Annotated in this window: 9 protein-coding genes; 1 reads left to right on the top strand and 8 read right to left on the bottom strand. The window is 23.9% G+C overall.

Going from position 1 to position 20596, the window contains the following annotated elements:
- Window positions 1-110 precede the first annotated feature (110 nt).
- The 8 genes from GE118_RS03700 to GE118_RS03665 all read right to left on the bottom strand — a co-directional run bounded on the left by GE118_RS03700 (window position 111) and on the right by GE118_RS03665 (window position 19536).
- Window positions 111-13613: a GA module-containing protein gene (locus GE118_RS03700; RefSeq protein WP_158764073.1), complete on the bottom strand. Its 13503-nt coding sequence runs from the start codon at window positions 13611-13613 to the stop codon at window positions 111-113.
- Between the two features lie 364 nt (window positions 13614-13977).
- Complete coding sequence (locus GE118_RS03695) at window positions 13978-14685, bottom strand: pseudouridine synthase (RefSeq protein WP_158764072.1); 708 nt, start codon at window positions 14683-14685, stop codon at window positions 13978-13980.
- Complete coding sequence (locus GE118_RS03690; protein WP_158764071.1) at window positions 14685-15767, bottom strand: nicotinate-nucleotide adenylyltransferase; 1083 nt, start codon at window positions 15765-15767, stop codon at window positions 14685-14687. The genes GE118_RS03695 and GE118_RS03690 overlap by 1 nt, the downstream gene beginning before the upstream one ends.
- 8 nt (window positions 15768-15775) lie before the next feature.
- Window positions 15776-17017 (bottom strand): DNA polymerase IV, encoded by a 1242-nt coding sequence (locus GE118_RS03685; RefSeq protein ID WP_158764070.1) that lies wholly within the window; start codon window positions 17015-17017, stop codon window positions 15776-15778.
- Window positions 17010-17426 carry an iron-sulfur cluster assembly scaffold protein gene (locus GE118_RS03680; protein ID WP_158764069.1) on the bottom strand — a complete coding sequence of 139 codons (417 nt, stop codon included), beginning with the start codon at window positions 17424-17426 and terminating at the stop codon, window positions 17010-17012. The genes GE118_RS03685 and GE118_RS03680 overlap by 8 nt, the downstream gene beginning before the upstream one ends.
- Complete coding sequence (locus tag GE118_RS03675; protein ID WP_158764068.1) at window positions 17416-18591, bottom strand: aminotransferase class V-fold PLP-dependent enzyme; 1176 nt, start codon at window positions 18589-18591, stop codon at window positions 17416-17418. The genes GE118_RS03680 and GE118_RS03675 overlap by 11 nt, the downstream gene beginning before the upstream one ends.
- Window positions 18591-19073 carry a hypothetical protein gene (locus GE118_RS03670; protein ID WP_158764067.1) on the bottom strand — a complete coding sequence of 161 codons (483 nt, stop codon included), beginning with the start codon at window positions 19071-19073 and terminating at the stop codon, window positions 18591-18593. Before GE118_RS03670 ends, GE118_RS03675 begins: the two co-directional genes overlap by 1 nt.
- Window positions 19045-19536, bottom strand: coding sequence for a transcription antitermination factor NusB (locus tag GE118_RS03665; RefSeq protein ID WP_158764066.1), 492 nt, complete (start codon window positions 19534-19536; stop codon window positions 19045-19047). Before GE118_RS03665 ends, GE118_RS03670 begins: the two co-directional genes overlap by 29 nt.
- A 573-nt stretch (window positions 19537-20109) precedes the next feature.
- Here GE118_RS03665 and GE118_RS03660 point away from each other — a divergent pair.
- The gene (locus GE118_RS03660) at window positions 20110-20511 is read left to right on the top strand and encodes a hypothetical protein (RefSeq protein ID WP_158764065.1); all 402 of its coding nucleotides are present in this window, start codon (window positions 20110-20112) and stop codon (window positions 20509-20511) included.
- The last annotated feature ends 85 nt before the right edge of the window (window positions 20512-20596 follow it).

Here is a 20596-nt window from a genome sequence, read left to right as displayed (position 1 = left end):
GGGTATCTGGTCGGTTTTTTATTTTAGGTATAAAGTGGGAAACGCAGGGCACTAAAGGCCCCTAAAATTAAATAAAAAACTTCTAAGCACTACTTAGAAGTTTTAAAAGTTTATTTTTTACGTTTTTTGGTTAATACTGCACCAACTCAAAATGCTAAGCTACCTAAAATACCAACAGGTATTAAGTATCAAGGTTTATTTGAATTTGGATTATTAATGTCATTAATTGCTTTTTGTAATTGAGCAATGGTATCTTTAATAATATCTTTATTTAAAGTATTACCTTTATTAGTTTTTCCTAATAGATTATTATTAGTTGATAAATCAATTGCAAGATCTAAATTATTTTGCTTATCAATTGGAGCTTTATTATAAAGATCATCATTTTGAAGATCTTTAGCTTGATTTAATGTATCAATAAATACTCCAGTTAAATCATCTAAATCTTTAGTATCTTGAACAAGATTATTAAGATCTTGTTCATTGTCTAAGTTTTTAGCTTTATCTACAATTGATTGAATTAATTCAGGTTCAAGATTTTTTGAACCATTAATTTTATCAATTGCATCCTTGATGATTTTGGTTAAAGCATTAATTTTATCTGCAACTTCTTTAAGAATTTGATCCATTTGATCTTTTAATGATTTAGCTTTGGTATCTAAATCATTAATTGAAACATCTTTATTATTTAAAGTATCTTCTGCATCTTTAATTAAATTATTAATTTTATCAGTAATAGATTTAACAAAATTATTAGGTAATTGTTTAAAGTCGCCATTATTTTGTAATTGATCTAACGCTTGTTTAGCTTTAGTTATTTCGTTATTTAAATTACTTTGAGCAATAGCTTTATCAACTTTTGCTTTAGCATCGCAATAATCTTTTGCACTAGGATTAATAACATCATTTAACTTATTATCTATCTCTTTTAGATCTTTAGCTAATTGGTCTTTAGTATCAGTATCAACTATAGGATTATTAATAACATCTTTAGCTTTATTTACTGAATCATTGTATTTAGCTTTATTAATATCTTTTTCTGCGTCTTTGATACCTTGATCTAAGTTATCTAAAGCATTATTGATATCTGTAATTGATGAATTATCATTATTAGTATCTCTAACATCTTTAACTAAATCATTAATTTTATTAATGATTTGATCTTTTGAATTTTTATCAATTGAAGAATCATTAACTTTAGCAATAATGTCATTTGCATCAATAGTAGCTTTTTTGACTTTAGCATCTTTGATTGTTTTAGTTATTTCTTTAGTTAAATCATTAACTTTGTTAGTATCAGTGTTATCTAGGGTATCTTTTTTACTAATAATTTTATTTAACTGATCAATAATTTCATCATATTTTGGAGAATCTTTAGCTAATTCTTTAATTAATTCTTTAGCGTCTTTGATCGCTTGATCTAATTTAGCTTTAGCTAAATCATTTTGTAATTTATTATTTGAATCAATAATTTCACTAGTAGATTTATTATCAATGTTATCTAATACATCTTTAATATTTTTAGCTAAATCACTATTAGTTGAATCATCTTTAGAATGATCAATGAAGTCTTTAATTTGATTAATAGTATCATCTAATTTAGCTTTTTCAATTGCTTTATCTAAGTTATTTTTAGCGTCAATATAATCTTTGGAACTTGGATCAGTTATAGCATTTAAATCATTATCAATCTTAGCTAATTCATTGTCTAATTGATCTTTAATGTCTTGTTTAATATTTGGATTATTAATAATTTCTTTAGCTTTAGCTACTGAATCATTGTAGTTAGCTTTATCAATTTCTTTTTCTGCATCTTTAATTGCTTGATTTAAATTATCTATTGCATTATTAATATCGTCTTTTGAACCATTATTATCTTTTAAATCATTTAATTCCTTAATTAAATGATTAATATTATCTACTATTTGATCCTTAGTTGCTTGATCAATACTTGATTCATTAACTTTATTAATTACTATATTTGCATCAATGATAGCTTTATTAGCTTTAATATCTTTAATTGCTTTATTGATCTTATTAGCTAAATCATTTAATGCTTGGGTATCATTAGGATCAATATGATCTTTTTGAGCAATATGATTATTTAAATCATTAATTAAATCATCATATTTTGGAGAATCTTTAGCTAATTCTTTAATTAACTCTTTAGCATCTTTAATTGCTTTATCTAATTTAGCTTTAGCTAAATCATTTTCTAATTTTTCTCTAGCATCTTTGATTTCACTAGTAGATTTATTTTCAATATTATCTAATGAGTCTTTAATATTTTTATCAAGTTCATTATTAATTGTTTTGTTATCGTTGTTATTAATAAAATCTTTGATTTGATTAATAACATCATTTAATTTAGCTTTTTCAATTGCATTATCTAAAATTTCTTTAGCATCAATGTAATCTTTAGAACTTGGATCAGTTATTTTATTAATATTATCTTTAACTTTATCAACGATATCTTTAAGATCATCTTTGATTTTTGAATCAATATTTGGATTATTAATAATGTCATTAGCTTTATTAATTGAATCATCATATTTAGCTTTATCGATCTTAGCTTTTGCATCAGTGATTGCTTTTTCTAAATCTTTAATTGCATTATTAATATCTTTCGAACTTGCATCTTTATCGTTGATTAATTTATCTAGTTCTTTAATCTTATTATTTAAATCACTATTAATAGTATCTTTATCAATTAGATCTTCAGGAAGTTTATTGATTTCATCAATTACATTATTAGCATCAATAATTGTTTTTTTAGCTTTAGAATTATCAATTTCTTTAGCTAAATCCTTAGTTGCATCAATAATATCTTTAGTATTAGTATTTGAATTATTATCAATGACTTTATTTAAGTCATTGATAATATCTTTGTATTTAGGATTTTCTTTTTCCAGTTCCTTAATTAAATCTTTAGCATCAGTAATAGTTTTATCTAAATTAGTTTTAGCTATAGCGTTATCTAAATCATTTTTAGCATCAATTAATTCTTTAGTATCATTAGAATCTTTTTTACTATTAGCATTATCTATTGCTTTGTCTAAAGTATCTTTAATATCTTGATATTTAGAATCATCTTTCACTTTTTCTAATAAATCTTTAGCTATATCTAATTCATTAATCGCTTTAACTTTAGTTAATAAGTTATCTAATTCATTAGTTTTATGATTAATTTGATCTATGTCAGTAGTTTTTAATACTTCTTTAGCTTTATTCATTTCATTAATTAACTGATCTTTTAAGTTATTATTTAAAACTTTATCTTTATATTCATCTGCTAGATTAATTACTTTAGTTAATTTAGCTTTAGCATCAACTAAATCTTTAAATTGAGCTTGCGAAGCTTCAAATAAAGCTTGTAATTTAGCTATTTGATCATTAATGCTATTAGTTGAAGCAACTTTATCTTTAAACATTGTTATAGCATTATTTAATTCACCAACTAAGTTATTAGTTAATAAACTTGGATCAACTAAAATATCATCAATTCAAGAATCTACTACTGTAGCTAAAGCTTTTAATTTGGCTTTAGCTTTAGCATTTTCATAAATATCATCAAAGGTATTGGTGTAATTTGCTTTTTCTTCTTCTAAGAATTTAATTTCATTATAAATTCTATGATATTGCTTATGTTTGGCTCCAATTAATGCTTTATTTAAATTAAATAACGAATCTTCTAAGCCACAAGTTTTAGCTAAATTATCTTTAATTGCTTTAGTTAATTTAGCTAAATAATCATCCTTAATTTCATTTACTTCTACTAAAGTAACTTTATTATTAATTGAATCTTGATATAAATGACTAAGTTCTTTATTAACTTCTTTAATAAACTCATTAGTTCCATTTAATCCAGTTTGATTATTATTATCTAAGTTATATCAATCTAAAATTTGCTTAATTGCTTGATTTATTGCATTAAGATCATCTTTATTAACCAAATTATTTTTTAATAAATTATTTGGTTGGTTTAATGTTGCAAAATAATTATTAATTGCTTCTTTTAAATTAGTTCCATCAGCTGTAGTATTAGTATTTTTATTTCAGTGATAAATATTAATTAAACTATATTTTAAGTTAATTAAATGGACTAATTGATCAGCTTTATGACTTAAATTAAACAATGATTTATATAAACTATATAGTTTTTCATTAGTATCTAATGCATTACTTTGAGCAATTAATGCATCTTTTAATTCATTAGTAAAACTATTTTGTTTATTAATATAGTTGATATTTGTATCTTTAAACTCTTGTAATAAGGTTAATCCATCAAGTTTATTAATTCTTTGATTAATTTCATCGGTTAAATCTTGTAATGGTTTAATTACACTTTGATAATCATTAATATTTGCTCCATTATTAACAAATAATAATTCTGGATTTAAATTAACTAATTTAGCTAAATATTTATGATTGAGATCATTAGTTGATATAACATTATTTTCTAAGATTTCTTTGATTGTTCGATCAAATGCTTGTTTAGCTGCTGAATCACTTTTAACACCAAATAAATAATTATAAGCATTGGTATATACTGGAGTTTCTTTAACTGCAATAGCTTTATTTAAAGTATCAATAAAGCTTTGAACTTTAGTTAATAATTGATCAATATTGCTCTTTGCATTAACTAATTTAGTTTCTGCTTCTTTATATAAAGTATCAATATCAGAATTATCATTTAAATCATTAAATGCATTATTACCCATTTGATCAATAGCGTCATTAATAATAGCTACTTGAGAAGGATCAATATTAGTTAATTGAGCTTTAATTGAATTTGCTTGATTAGTTAATTTAATTTTTGCTGCTAAAACTTCTAAATTATAATCAACAGCTAAATTGATTTTTGAAGCATCAAAGTTTGAATTTTCTACCTCTAATACAAAATCATTAATTTGATCAATAGTTAAATTATTAAAACTATTAGAATTAATAGTATTTTTTAAATAAGTTTTTGAAATAGTGTTAAAGATATCTTGTAATTTAGCATCTAAATTATTTTGTAAACTTGGTAATGAAAGATCTAATATTAAACTATTTTTTAATTTATGAGCATCACTAGTAGCTTCATTTGGCATCCCTGATTTAATTGCTTGAATTAAATTAGATTTTAATGCTGCAATATCATTTGCTTGAACATCTTCAAAGTAACTTGCTAAGTGTTTAATAAACTCAGTATGATCTAAATTGTTATCAATAATATTATTTACTCAATTATCAATATCATTAATATCACTAGGAGCAGCATCAGGATTAATATTTAAAACACTAGTAACAATTTCTTTAAATTTATTATTAGCTTTCAATTGTTTATTTAATTCTGTAATTAAATCATCAGTTGCATTAATATTTAATTTAGTTCTAAATTGATCTAATTTGTTATTAGTAGTTAATAATTCAATAGCTTTATTAATATTATTACTAAAATTAATGTCATTTAATTGATCAATTGCATTTTGATCAATTAAATCTTTTAATAATTCTTTTAAGGTAGCTAATTTTGAATAATCATAAACTAAGTTTGATTTAACTACTCTATTTGCAGCATTATAATTTAAGTTTTTTAATGATTGAAGTAAGTTAAATAATTTATTATTAATGTTTTTAATTGCATTTGAAGTAGTATCAATGTTTGATTCAGTATTTAATTCTAATGTTGATACTCTATTGGCATCTAATAATGGATCATAGCTTGAACCATCACCATTTATTCAGTTATTAATTATTGCTTGGATATCTGTTTTAGTTTTATTTAACTCAGCTTCAATTTCTTTAGCAATTTCATTAAATCTAGGATTATCAAAAATAGGATTATTGTTAATTGCATTATCAACTTTATTAACTTTAGAATTAATAAAATCAAGTTTATTAATTAAATCAATTGCTTTAGCTTTTAAATCTAAAGCATCTTTTTTAGCATTATCACTATTAAGGTTAAAAATAGCTTTAACAATATTATCTTTTAAGTGTTGCTTACCTTGATTAGACACTATTGTGTTAGATAATCTATTATCTAAATCATTAGTTAAATCACTAATGAATTTAGCTTGACTAGCTTCCATATTTGCTTTAGCATCTTTTAGATTATTTAATATCTCAGTTACTTGAGCAATATTTTTATTTGCTCCATTTTCTATATCTAATAATTCACTAGCTGTATTTACTGCTAAATCAAACGCATCTTGAGTTTGAGTGGAAGCATATTTATATTCAATTGCTAAATGGTTTTTATAACTAGAAATAATGCTATTTGCTTTATCATTATCATTTGCAGGATTTAAATAGTTATTTAAATTCATCATTGCTGTATCTAATTTATGTGCTTGATCTAAAATTGATCCTTCTTGAACATTATTTAAATCAATATTTGATCCAACTAAAGTACTTAAATCACTAGTTTGATCAATTTGAGTTTTAAATGCTTCTTTTTGAGCGTTATTTAAATGAGTTAAAGCATCAACTTTAGCTTTAACTGAATCTTTAAAGTTTGCTAGTTTATCTAAACCATTTAACGCATCAACTGCATCGTTTAATGCTTTAGTTTTAGATTGAACATCAGCTAAATTATCAATTAAACCTTTAGCACTATTAATATTAGTTAAATCATTTAAATAAGGATTTGTTGCTTCTGCTATTACTTTATAAGCATTATCAGCATTATCTTTAAGGTTTTGATCTGAATTATTAAATAATAATTTATTAGCTTTAGCTTGATTATATTTAATAATAGTAGCTTTTAAATCATTATAAGCTTCATTTAATTTATTAGCATTTTGTTTAACTTTATTGATTTCAATTGCATCAGTTTTTGAATCAAATTGATTATTAATTGCAGTTTTTAATGAACTATCTAAGTTTTCTAATGAATTAATTTCAGCTTTAGCATTATATTTAATTACTTCAAGCTTCATTTTAGATAAATCACTAGCAAATTTTTTAGCTTTAGTAATAATTTGTTGATTAGATTTTGAATTAATTCTAACGTTAAAAATACTTTTTTCTTGAATAAATGTTTGATTTTTATTTTTTATAACGTCTTTTTCATTAGCGTTTAATGAATTAATAAATTGATCATATTGAGCATATATATCATCTAAGCAGCTTTTAGCTGCTTTTTTAGCTAATTTATTTAAATTATTAGTATCTTCTAGTAATTTTTTGTAATCATCTTTAGTATTAATATTTAAACTAATATTAGTAATATTAAATGATGTTTCATCATTTAATTCTCCAAGATATTTAATTAAATTATTAGTTGTTATATTAGTTAAATTATTATATAGATCTTTAAATTCTTTATTAACTCCAAAACCATTATCTAATAATGCTTTTTTAGTAATAAAGGCATTTTTTAATGCATCAATAAAACTATTAGTTGCATTAGTCAAATTAGTTTCACCATTTAAATTATTAAATGAAGTATCAATATTTTTAATTACATAATTTAATTTTGATAAATAATTATCAAAATTAGTATTATCGGTAGTTAAATTACTATATTTATTTACTATTTCATCTTTAATATAATCTTTTAAATCTTTTAGTGAATTAATATTATTATCAAAATCATTTTGTAATGATGATTTACTTAAAATGTATTTAATAGTATTATTAGTTGATTGATGTTTAGTTAATGTTTTATCAACTTCAATCATTTTATTATCTAATTTATTCATCTTATCATAAGCACTTAAAGCATTATCATATCTAGTGTTAGAGTTGTTAATATAATCTTTAAATATTGTTTGTAAATTAGCTGATAAATTAGTTTTACTATTAGAATTAGTTGTTAAATTAGCTACTGCAGTAGCTAATTTAGCTTTTAAATCACTTGTAGTTGATTTAATATTAGCTGTTTGAGTTTGATCAAATACTTTGTTTGATACATTAATTAATGCTGTTAAATTATTTTTTGCATCATTTAATTCTTTAACTCCGTTAGTTAAAGCACTATTAGAATTATCAGTAAGATCAGAAGTTAAATCATGAGCATAAAAATCATTTGCTTTAGCTGTGATTTTATTTAATACTTCAAATGCTTCAAAAATTACATTTGCTGTATCTATTTGATTGTGAATTTCATTAATTGCATTAGTTAATAAACTTAAATCACTAGTACTATGAGCATTATTAGCTAATTCATTAGTTAATCTTTCTAAATGAGCTACATAATCATTTAATTTAGCATCTTGAAGTTTTTTGATAACTTTATTTGCTTGTTTAACAATTGTATTAGCTTTGGTTTTTACTGTTGCTTGATTTAACTCTAAAGCCGCTTCTTTTAATTTATCAATATCATCAACATAAGTAGTTTTATTAGCTTTAGCTTGATCGATAGCATTATTTAATTCTTCTAGAAATTCATCATCTATTTCATTGTTATTTATTAATGATTCTGCTTGAACTATAGCTTGATCTAAATTACTTCTAGCTTGATTAATGATAATTGAACCATCGAGTTTGCTTGAAGAATCTCTTAAATCATTTAAAACTTTTTCAACTTGAGTTATATTAGCATTGTTATCACTATTAGTAGAAGTTAAATCTAATGCTTTATCTAAAACTTGATCAAATTTATTTTTCTTATCATTATTAGCAAATTTATAATTTTCGCTAGTTCTATTTTTTAATGTTGGATCTAATTCAGTAGTTAAATAATTATTTAACTCTTGCATCTTATCATTTAATTTTGAAGCAGTATCAATAATTGATCCACTAGTAACAGCATCAATATCTTTTGAAGGATCAATATCAGTTAATAAATTAGCTCTATCAATTTGGTTGATAAAATGATCTTTTTGACCATTATTTAAATGAGTTAATGAATTAATTTTATCTTTAGCTTTTTGTTTTAATTTAGCCAATCTATCATTACCATCTAAATCATTAATTGCATTTGATAAATTTGAAATTAAGCTTATAACATTTGTTTTATCTGTGCTTACTCCTAAAATGTTATTAGTAGTATTAATATTTTCTATTACTGAAGTATTTAAAGCCGCTAAAGCATCTTTATAAGCTTTTTGTTTATCATCTGAAGAATTAAGAAACTCATTAGAATCTTTATTTTGACCAATTTTATTATATGCTTCAGTTAAAATTGGGATCAATGATGCATAAGTATCATTTAAATCTTGAGCTTCTTTTAATTTATTACGTATTTCTAAACGACTAGTAGCTTTATCAATTGCATCAGTAAAATGTTTTTTAGCACTAGTAGATAAATGAGTTAATGCTTCAATAGTTGTTTTAGCATCAGTTTTATCTTGATCAATGCTATTATCTTTTGCGTCTTGAGCTTTAGCTATAGCATCTTTAACTTTTTCAATATCTTTTTCCAATTCATTGATATTAGTTTTATGAGATTCTAAGGTTGATTCAACACTATTAATTAAATTATCTAATTCAGTTTTAGCTTCGCTAGGTAATGAAGCATCAGTAGAAATAGTTTTAGCTTTTGCTATTTGATCTTTTAATTCTTGTAATTTAGTAGCTAATCTAGTATTACCATCTAAATTATTAATTGCAGTATTTAATGTTTCTTTAGCTGAATTTAAATCATTCTTAATAGTATCAATTGAATTAGCTTTATTAGCATTATCTAAATTATTAAATAATTTATCACTATAAAGACCATTTTCATTGATTTTATCTTTGAAATTATCATAAGCTACTACAACATCATTCTTTTTACCATCACTTGCATTATTATAATTGCTTAATTTAGTTGGATCAACTGAAGTATCTCCTTCAATTAGCTTTTTAGCATCAGTTAAATTAGTAGTTAAATCATTTGATTGATTATCTAAATCTTTAAGTTTATTAATTAAGTTATTTATATCATTAACACTAGCTTCTTTAGTGATTAATCCTTTAAATTTATTTTTAGCATTATCACTAAAGTGATGTAAATTATTAATTTCTGCTTGTTTTTCTCTAACAAATACTTCTTTACCATCCATTGCTCTAAGTAATGCATCAAAAGCAGAGGTTATAGCATCGGTTTCAGTTGCAGTATTATCAACATTATATTTAAAGCTTGATAAATTACTTAAATCACTATTAGCTCCATTTTGGAATTTAGTTTTAATTTCGTTGGCTTTAGCATCAACTAAAGCTTTATTCGTTGAACGAGTATAAACTACATCATTTTCTTTAGATTTATACTCTTTTAATTTATCTATTAATCTAACTAATGCTTGATCAAACGGTGGAAGTTTTTCTCATAAAGCTCTACCTCCAGCAATTTTTTCATATCTAGTAGTTAATCAAGATTTATATTGAGATTTTAATCAATCTGATAAATGTTGTAAAGAATCAATTTTATTTTCTAAATCTTTAAGATTTGCATCACCATTAAGATCGTGTTTAGCTTTAGCAATACTTCCATCTTTAGTATCATTACCCATTAATACATCTAATTGTTCTTTAGTAGTTTGTCTTTCAAGAGTATTAGGATCTAATAATTTAAGCTTTTTATCATTATCAAATAAAGCTTTTAAATCACTAACGACTTTATTATATGCATTTTGATTATTAGTATCAGCGTATTTATAATTGTTAGATAACCTAGTATTAGATTCATCATTAGAGTTTAATCATTGATTTGCATCATATAATGGCTTACCTGTTCTATTGGTATTAGGTTCTCCATTAAGCTCGATTAATTTAGCAATTAATTTATTTGTATCATTATAATCACTTTTATCATATGCTTCTTTGATATAAAACTCTTTTAATTCTTCACTAAATAAATCAAATTTAGCTATTTTATCAATGTCTTTAATAGCATCTAGCCCATTTAATAAATTAAATTTTAATCTTGCTTCACCTATTACTTTTTCTATTTGATTAATTACAGGAGCTATATTAGAAACATTAAAATCAGTTAATTCAGGTGAATGAACTAATTGATGTCTATTTCCATTTTGATCATATCCAAATAAACCAAATAATTTTCATACTGCATCACTATAAGCTTTTTTAGGCTCTTCTGTTGAAAAACGATATCTTGCACGATAACGTGCTTCATCAATTTTAGAAGCTACACCTACAACTGTTTGAGCTTTTTCAATAGCACTATACTGTTTATAACCAAATTCAATTTGGTTTCCATCCACTATACCATCATAAGCATCTTTAGCTTTTTTATTTAAAGCTGCTGCATTATCTTTAATATGAACTGCAGTTTCTAATGATCAATTAGCAACTGTTGAATTTTCTACTAAAACATCCTTAAATTCTTTTTTAAATTTATCTCCTAGATATTCTAAATTATTAATTTCATCTCTTAAATCACTAAAGTTTTTAGCAACTAAATCATTAATCTCGCTTTCAATTGCTTTCATTTTTGCAATGTATGATGAATAATTAGTGATTTCATAAGGAGCAACTGTGTGTCCTGATTCATCTACTATATGATCGGTATTTTTGAAGTTTTGTGGATCTTTAGCTTCAGTAACATAATTTTGAATAATACTATCAGCTTTAGCAATAATGTCAGCTTTTTGATTTAATGTTAAGAATTTATCTTTGGTATCTAAATGTTTTTGAATATTAAAAGTGGTTTTGAAAAAATCATTTCAATCAAAATCGTACTCATTAAAAATCTTAGGAGCTGCATTAACATTAGGTCCTCCACCCATAAATGCATTATAGTAATCTCTATCAGTGGTTTTAGATGTAGCTTTTAATGCTCTATTTCATTCTATTTCTCTAAGCGAAGCAACACTTCTTCCTATACCTTGCAATTGATCGATTGGGAAAATTCATTTTCTAGTACTATCAGATATATCCCCAGGTACTGCAAAAACAAATTGTTGGTTTTCGTTTGGATTATACATACCTGTTTCTCTCTGGTTTGGACCTCAAAGTTCTCAATCTTTAAAAGAGCTAGCATGGAAAGTTATACCTGATTTTACATAATGATCAATATCTTCTCGATTTGAATTAACACTATATTTATCTTGATTTGGATCTTTTATTCTTCCTTGAACTTGAACAAGTTTATTATTTATGCTTTGATAATAGTTATAATCAGCTATTGGTAAGTTAAATTTAATATCAGTACTATTAGCTTTATTTGAAACTAATTTTACAGGTAAAGGTCTATTGGTGGTACGTCTATGAACTCAGAAATTTGCAGCTGATACATATCCTGCATTATGTAAACTATTAGCATCTTGAGAATATAAGTTAGTTGCTCCTATATATGACATATCACCATTAATTTTATGTGAAGGATGTCAGAAATTTTTCTTTCTAAACTTCATTGTAATATAAATATTAGTTCCAGATTGTTCTCAAGGAGCTATATCTTTAGCGTTTCATGAAAATTGTAAAGCATTACCAAAAGTTTCACTTAAAGGTCTAGCATATTGACTCATATCAATAGGAATATTTTCTAAAGCACGATTAATTGGACGTAAACCTGTATGTGATGAAGAAAGAAATGTATCTAAACCAACTTTAACATCTGTACCAACAATAGCATTGTAATTATTTGTTGGTATTTTTCCTTCTAAATCTTGATAACGATTAATTAGCTTCATATAACCAAAAGTTAATTTATCATTAGAATTTCAATGAACTGCTTGATATTTATTATCTCAACTTTCACCATTTTTATTTTGATCACCATAGTATTTAAATAAAGTAGATCCTTGATTACCTAAACCATATTGATTATCAGGACTATTTAGTCTTAATGGTTGAAGTCTATTTGGTTCTAATTGGAATTTAAAATCTTTTCTACCGCTAAAATGTGGTTGATAATTGTTATCTGCTGGTGTTCAAATTACATCAACATCTTGATGTGAAACAGGTTCAAAATCATTTGATCAAATAATACTCATTCTCATTAATTGGTTTCATTTAGTTAAATTACCTTTTCAAGCTCGATCTCTAAATCTAGTAACATTCATACCAAATTCAAATCTATAAGTTTGTTCTTGAGCATTTAATCCACCATCATCAACTCTAACAACTCTAACTAATTGAGCTGCACCTTGGTTTGAAAATGTTTTATCAGCAAAAGTTGAAAACATCTCTTGATCAAAATTATCACTTTTATGAATGATTCTATAATTACTTGATTCATTAAATTCTCTAATTGCAGCAGTTGTATTATCTGTTGATAGATTATGTCTTTCTTCATAGTTTTTAAGAATATTATCTTTTAAATATTGAACTTGTGAATTATTATTGTTTAATAAATCAGGTTTATAGTATGTAGATATACCATCAATATCATCATAGCTTCAAAGATATCTTTTTTTGCCATTTTCATTATATTCTTTAAAGTATTTATCTTTATTACCAGAATTATAATAATCAATATATTGTTTGTTGAATTTATAGAAAGTGTTATCTACATCAAAAAGTGGTCTAGTGTTAGATAACTCAACATATTTATCAATACTGTTTTGATCAAAAAAGTACTTATTACCTAATAAAGTATCCCCATAAAAATCTGTATAAGTTTTAGTAGCTGCATCATAATTATCATTACTACTAGAAATTAAAGCTAAAGGTGATAAAGCACTCATCACTGTAATTGTTGCAAAAGGAACTTTCTTCGATAACTTTGTTTTTTTCATTTTATATCCTTTCATAAAGTTAAATATACAAAAAGATATAAATAAAATAACCAATGAACATCACAAATATTTTATATATAGCTTTTCTTTTAAATCTTTAAAACCATAGCATTATATATATATATATATATATATATTGGACCCCATCTAAGAAAAGATGAAATAAGGCTTTAAATTTAAATTTGTATATTTAAATTTAATAAAAAAATTCATAATATTACATTATGAATTATCTAAATCAAAAGTATTATAAAGTTTAAAATTGTATATCGAAGTTTTTTGAAAATAATTTCATTTTTCTTGGAAAGAAATGAGATTTTGGTTTTAAAGACTTAAAATCACATGATTTTAAGCTTAATTTATATTACTTATCAGCTGTTAATTGTTTAAGAATCTTAATTTCTTTAAAATTAAGCTTACGATATTCTCCTACAGGTATTCCTTTAACAGTAACTCCACCAAATTCAATTCTTTTTAAGTTAATAACTTCTTTATTAACTGTTTTGAATAATTTTTTAACATGGTGATAAGTTCCTACGGTTAAAATTACAAAATAAGTTTTGCTAGTTCCTTCTACTGGAATAACATCTTGGTTACTAAAAGCTTTGTTGATCATAACTGGTTTATTCAACTTAGCTAATTCCATTTTAGTTAAAGGTGAATTTAATCTTGCACGATAAACTCTAACAATTTTGTACTTAGGATGCATTAATTTATTAGCTAAATCACCATCATTAGTTAAAATTAATACTCCAGTAGTATCATAATCCAATCTTCCTACAGGGAAAATTTTATAAGGTGTATCAATTAAATCAGTAACAATTTTACGATTGAAGTTATCTTTTAAACTACAAATAGTTTTTGGTGGTTTATTTAAAACAAAATAAACTTTGTTTTCTTCTTGAATTGGTTTATTATCAACTAAAATATTGTCCTTAAAGGTAGCTTTATCACCAATTTGAGCAATTTGATTATTGATTTTAACTCTTTTAGCTTTAATTAAATTTTCTGCTTCTCTTCTTGAAGCTATACCAGCTTTAGATAGTAGTTTTTGAATTCTTTCAGGTTGCATTATTTTCCTCCCATATGTTTTTGATAAATTTCTAAAGCAAGAGGACTAAATTCTACACCTTTATTAATATTAAATAAATAAGTTTGATAAACTACCTCTTTAAAACCTTGATTTAAATCCTTAAAGCATAATTCTCTTACTTTTTGAATTCCAGGGAATTTACGTCCTTGGCATATTTTATCTGCAATAAAAAGAATTTTATCTAAATCGCTCATTTCTAATTTCATAGTAGTGTGGTATCTTACAGCTTCAATTACTGCTTGATCTTGTAATTTATATCCATATTTCAATCATAAAGCACCACAAATTTGATGAAGTTCAAAATCACTTGCATTAATTAATTCTGGTTGATATTCTTGAATAAAACTTCTAGAACTAGCAATAGATCATTCTTTAGCAATATCATGCACTAATCCTGCTGTGTAAGCTTGTTTAGCATCTAAGTTATGTGCTTTAGCTAATTCTGCAGCAAAGCTTGCAGTTGATACTGAGTGTTTAGCTCTTAAAGCAGTTAAACTATTATGAATAATTTGTTCTAAATATAAACCTCTAGCTTGAATATAATTTAATACTTTATCATCTACTAAATCTAAAAATCCTTTTTTAAAGTTAGTTGATGAAAAATCGTATAAACGATTTTTCAATAAAATTCCATTATATTTTTTTAAGTTTAATTTATTGATTTTTGCCTCTCTACGTAATACTGCTATTTGAGCTAATTGACTAATAGTATCAATATCTTTTCATTTATTTAATTTAGTTAAATTATCTGAACCAATAATTAAATATAATTGATCTTTTTTATATTTGTTAGCAAAATATTTAACAGTATCAATAGTATAACTAACTCCTCCACGTTTGATTTCAAAATCACTAACTTCCATTTTATCTTCTAAAACTAAATTAATCATATTTAGTTTATCTTGATTAGAAGTTTTTGATTTATTTTTTTTAAAAGGTGAGCAATTAGTTGGGACAAAAATTAATTTATCTAAATTTAGCTCTTTAATTGCATATCTTGCAGATTTAATATGACCTTGATGAATTGGGTCAAAACTTCCACCATAAATTCCTATTTTCATTGATTCTCCTATTTTTTATATATTCCTTGTGTTTGACTAAATTCACCTAAAAAATCACTTTGTGATTTTTTCTTTTGATAATCTTTCATTGTCATTGTAATATTGTTTTTAATTTTGCGATTGATTTGATTAATAATTTTTTGCACTTGGTATGATGTTTTAGAATCTTGAATTTGATCAAATAATGATTGTTTTTGATAATGATCAAAAACACTAGTTAAATTACTCATTCTTATACCAATTCCTAGAATTAATTGTTCTTCAAAAAAATCATTAAATAATGCCATAGCATTATGAAAAATAATTAAATAATCATTAGTAAATGAATTTAATTTAACTTGTTTGTTAGTTCATTTTTTACCATTTAATCTGACATTAATAGTTAATACATCTCCAACTAAATTATGTTGAATCATTCTAGTGCTTACTTTTTTAGCTAAGTTATTAAGATTATTTTGAATTTCTTCTAAACTTATAAACTTATTATTAAAAGTAATTTCATTACCTATCCCTTTAGGTTGAGTATCTTTATAACTAATATGTTGAGTAAAATCAGGATTTAATACTTCTAAATACTTATAAGTTAATGAACCTAAAATCGCATCTAGTCTTATATCATCTATTTTACAAGCTGCTAAATCGCCAATAGTATTAATTCCTATTTGTTGTAATTTAAAAGCAATTTTTTTGCCTATTCCATGATATTTAGCTATTGGTAAATCAAAAAAATTGCTTTTAAAGTTTTCTTGATTAGTTAAACCTATTCCAAATGGTTTATTAATGTTAGTGGTTAATTTTGCAGCAAATTTATTATTTGATATTCCAATAGTAACAGGAATATCAAATCTTTTTAGAATAATGTTTTGAATCTTTTTAGCTAAAGCTTTAGCTTGATTATCATTATTAACCAAATGTGAAACATCTATATAGCACTCATCAATTGATGAAATTTCAATCTTGTTTGAAATATTTTTAGCTATATAATCAAAAATTTCACTTGAAACATAGTTAAATAGCTCAAAATGACTTTCAACAAATATAGTTTTAGGTTCTTTTTTTAAAATTTCTTGCTTAGTAGCTCCAACTTTAATCCCGAGATTTCTAAGTTCATAACTAATGCTTACAGCAATTGCATGCATTGCATTTTTACAAATTGCTACTGGTTTATTTTTTAAATTAGGTCGAATTTTTCGTATCGCGCTAACAAAAAAGCAATCAAAATCAATATGAAAAATATATGAATTAAGCATCTAAATCTAAAAAGTATTTTGCACACAAACTTGCACAATTAACTCTATTTAAATGAGTTTTAACATTATAAAAAACTCATAAATCACCTAATGAAGCTATAACATCATCTTTAATTGGTTCTTGATTGATAAATTTAATAAAATTGCTTGCTAATTGTTTAATTTCAGCTAAAGGTTTATTTTGAACTAAATCAATAAATAAATCACAACTAGCAATAAATACAGCACAACCATGACCATTAAATTTAATATCACTAATTACATTATTGTTATTAGTAAAAGTAATTTCTAATTTATCTGAACAAGTAGTACTAAATACTGTATCAAAATTAGTTAAAGATTGTTTATTATTTGAGTTAATATAGTGATTCATTATGATTTCACGTGCTTGATTTTGGTTAAAATGCATAAAAATCTCCTCCATTAGCTAATGCTTTGATTAATTTATCAATGTCATCTTTAGTATTATAAATCCCTAGTGATATTCTTAAATAAGAATATTGTTGTTTAATATTTCTTAAATATGGAGCACAAAATATTCCTGCAATAGTATAAATATTTCTATCACCTAAATAAGTTGCTACATCTTGAGGATTAATCATTACTTTTTGATCATTTACTTTTAAATAAAGATTAATTAAAGCAATATTATCTCCGGCTTTGGTATAAACTTGAACATTATCTAATTTATTTAATTCAGCATGTAAATAATTAGATAATTCTAATAAGATTGCTTGAGATTTTTCATACCCTATAGAATTAAAGAAATCTAAAGCTTTATCAAACATAAAAAATCCTGCTAAATCAGGTGTTCCTGGTTCAAAAGCTGAAATAGTTTTTTTCATTGTTCAATTAGCATCTTTTAATATTTCATCAACACTTCCTCCACCAAATTTAGTTGGACGAAGTTGTTTTAAAATTGATTCTTTAATTGCTAATACTCCCATTCCAGTAGGTCCATAAAACTTATTGGTACTAAATGCTACTACATCAACGGTATTTAATGATACTTTTTGATGACTAATTGCTTGAGCGGCATCTGAAAACACTATAGCATTATGCTTATGAGCATAATTAGCTATTAAATTTATATCAAAGTTTTGGTTGAAATTGTTTGTTTCTTGACTAATGGCTACAATTTTGACTTTATCATCAATATCATCAATGATGTTTTGAGAGATTTTAATGATTGCATTAGTTCTTTTTGCTAATTCAAACCAAGGAATTAAATTGGATGAATGATTATAAGCACTAAGTAAAATCACATCATTTGCTTGAATAAGACTACTTACCATATTAGCAAAATAATTAATTGATTCAGTAGTTCCACTAGTGAATATAACTTCATTATCTTTTGCATCTAATAAATGTGCTACTTTTTGTCTAGTTTCTAAGATTACTTGATTGACTATATTACCTAAAGGTGTATCAGCAGTTCTAGAAGATATTGATTTATTTAAATAAAAATCATTCATTGCATCAATTGCTATTTTGGGTTTTAATACTAAAGCTGCACTATCAAAATAAGTGATGTCTTGTAAGATTGGAAATTGATCTCTAATTTTTTGATTCATTATAAACTTCTTAATAATTTAATAACAGTTTGATTGTACATTGTTCTTTTTTGGAACTGATCAAGGAATTGATAATAATATTGACGTTTTTGATTATTTAACTCTATTTCATTGTCTTTATTATAAGCTTGGGTTAATAAAAAAGGTAAATCTTGTTGTTTTTCATAAGCTTTATAAGCTAAATGCATTAAAGCATAACGATAAAAGTTCTTAATCATTTCTTGTTCAGTTTCATTAATATTATTGTTAAATTCAATTAAACTTTCAAAAAATGAAATAAAAGCACCTATATCATTATAGGATGCTCTTGGAGAATTATCGATGTTAATCTTAATGATTAAGCTTTGTTGCTTAAATATTTCATTAACTGCAAGAACTTTAGCAAAGTATTTATAAGTAATTTTTCTTTGCTTGTAATTATAACCTTGTGTATCAATCAATAAATGTATTAAATTATTTACTTTCTTTTTCTGAAACAGCATCATCTTTAGCTGAATAGTATTCTAAATGTACTAATAATTTATAGTAGTTTTCTAAAATACCATTGACAAAACGATATTGAATGTGATCAAATTCACGATCTTTTTTAAGTTCTTCTTCACTTAGATTCGCTTTTGGGAAATAGGTTTTAGTAATTTCAAGAGCTTCATTGATGACAATTCTTGGTGGCAAGAAAAATAATTCATTAGCTGAGTTTAATAAAATACCACGAATTAAAGGACTTACTCTATCTCAAGATCAATCTCGATTCATAAATTTGGAAATTGTTTTCTTTAAAAAATCATAGTTTTTGGCAATTTTCTTTATAGTTAATAGTTGTTCATCATTGATATATGGGAATTCATCCATAATAGTTTTTAAATCTATGGGTGTTTCTAATAGTTCAAATTTATATAAAATTTGAATAATTTCTATTCTTATTTGTCTTCTCGTTTTATGGTTCATATATCAATTCTCCTTAGTGGTTGATTGTTTTAATTCTAATTTTTAAAATTATATAATAATTTAATTTAAATTAGTTTTTTAACGTATTTTTATGTAAAATTAAAAACTTTTTTCACTCTGTTTTCATTTTTGGAATTATCAAAAATAATAAAAAATGATTAAAAAAGTAGCTTTATAACAATTATTGGTAAATAATGAAATAGTTTAATTTTTGTCATTGATGATATTTTAAATGTTTAGATGGCTTCAGTAATTAAAAATATCAATAGATAATAAATTTGTATTAATTTATCTAAAGGGATCTACATTTTTAACTTCTAACAACAATAAAATCAAATTAAATTTTGGTGTTCATCATCTTACTTTTGTATATGTTGTATTTAAATGCTTGCTTTAATTTTCTAATTTTAAAGCAAGATATTTAAAAAAGATATCAAAAAACATATTTATCAAAAACCAAACCAAATATCTAAAAGCTTTTTATAATTATTAAGCACTTTAAGCAATAATGATGCTATAATAAATTATGGAAATAATTTCATTAGTTGTTTTGTGAAAAATCTAGGAGTAAAAATGAGTTTTAATAACACAATGGATTTAATATGTGCTTTGTTTCAATTTAAACCAAAAGTTAATAAGCAGTTTAAAGGTAATTATGATAAAAAATTTGGTTTAATCACACCTATAGCTGAAATTGAAGATGATTTTATTTTTGTTAATTTAATCAAAACTAACGATAAATTAACAAATCAAATTGCTTTAAATATCAAATCAAGTTATGATGATTCTAGAAAATTATATTTTGTAGATTTAGATAACTTTTTTAGAATTGACAAAGAAACTTTTTTATCAATTACTGATAAAGCGAGCTACATATTAGATTTAGGACTTGATACTAATATTTTAGTCAAAATTCAAAGCTTACTTAATAATGAAGAAGCTAAATTTAAGTTGTATTGATTTAATAATAAATAACTTATTTAACAAACACATCTAAAAATATACTTTTAGATGTGTTTGATTTTAACATCTTTAAATACTACCGATCAAACATATTAGT

It is taken from the genome of Mycoplasma sp. NEAQ87857 (assembly GCF_009792315.1).
GTDB lineage: Bacteria > Bacillota_I > Bacilli_A > Mycoplasmatales > Metamycoplasmataceae > Mycoplasmopsis.
Note: the sequence above shows the minus strand (reverse complement) of the source record. Positions and strands in the feature narration are given on the sequence as shown.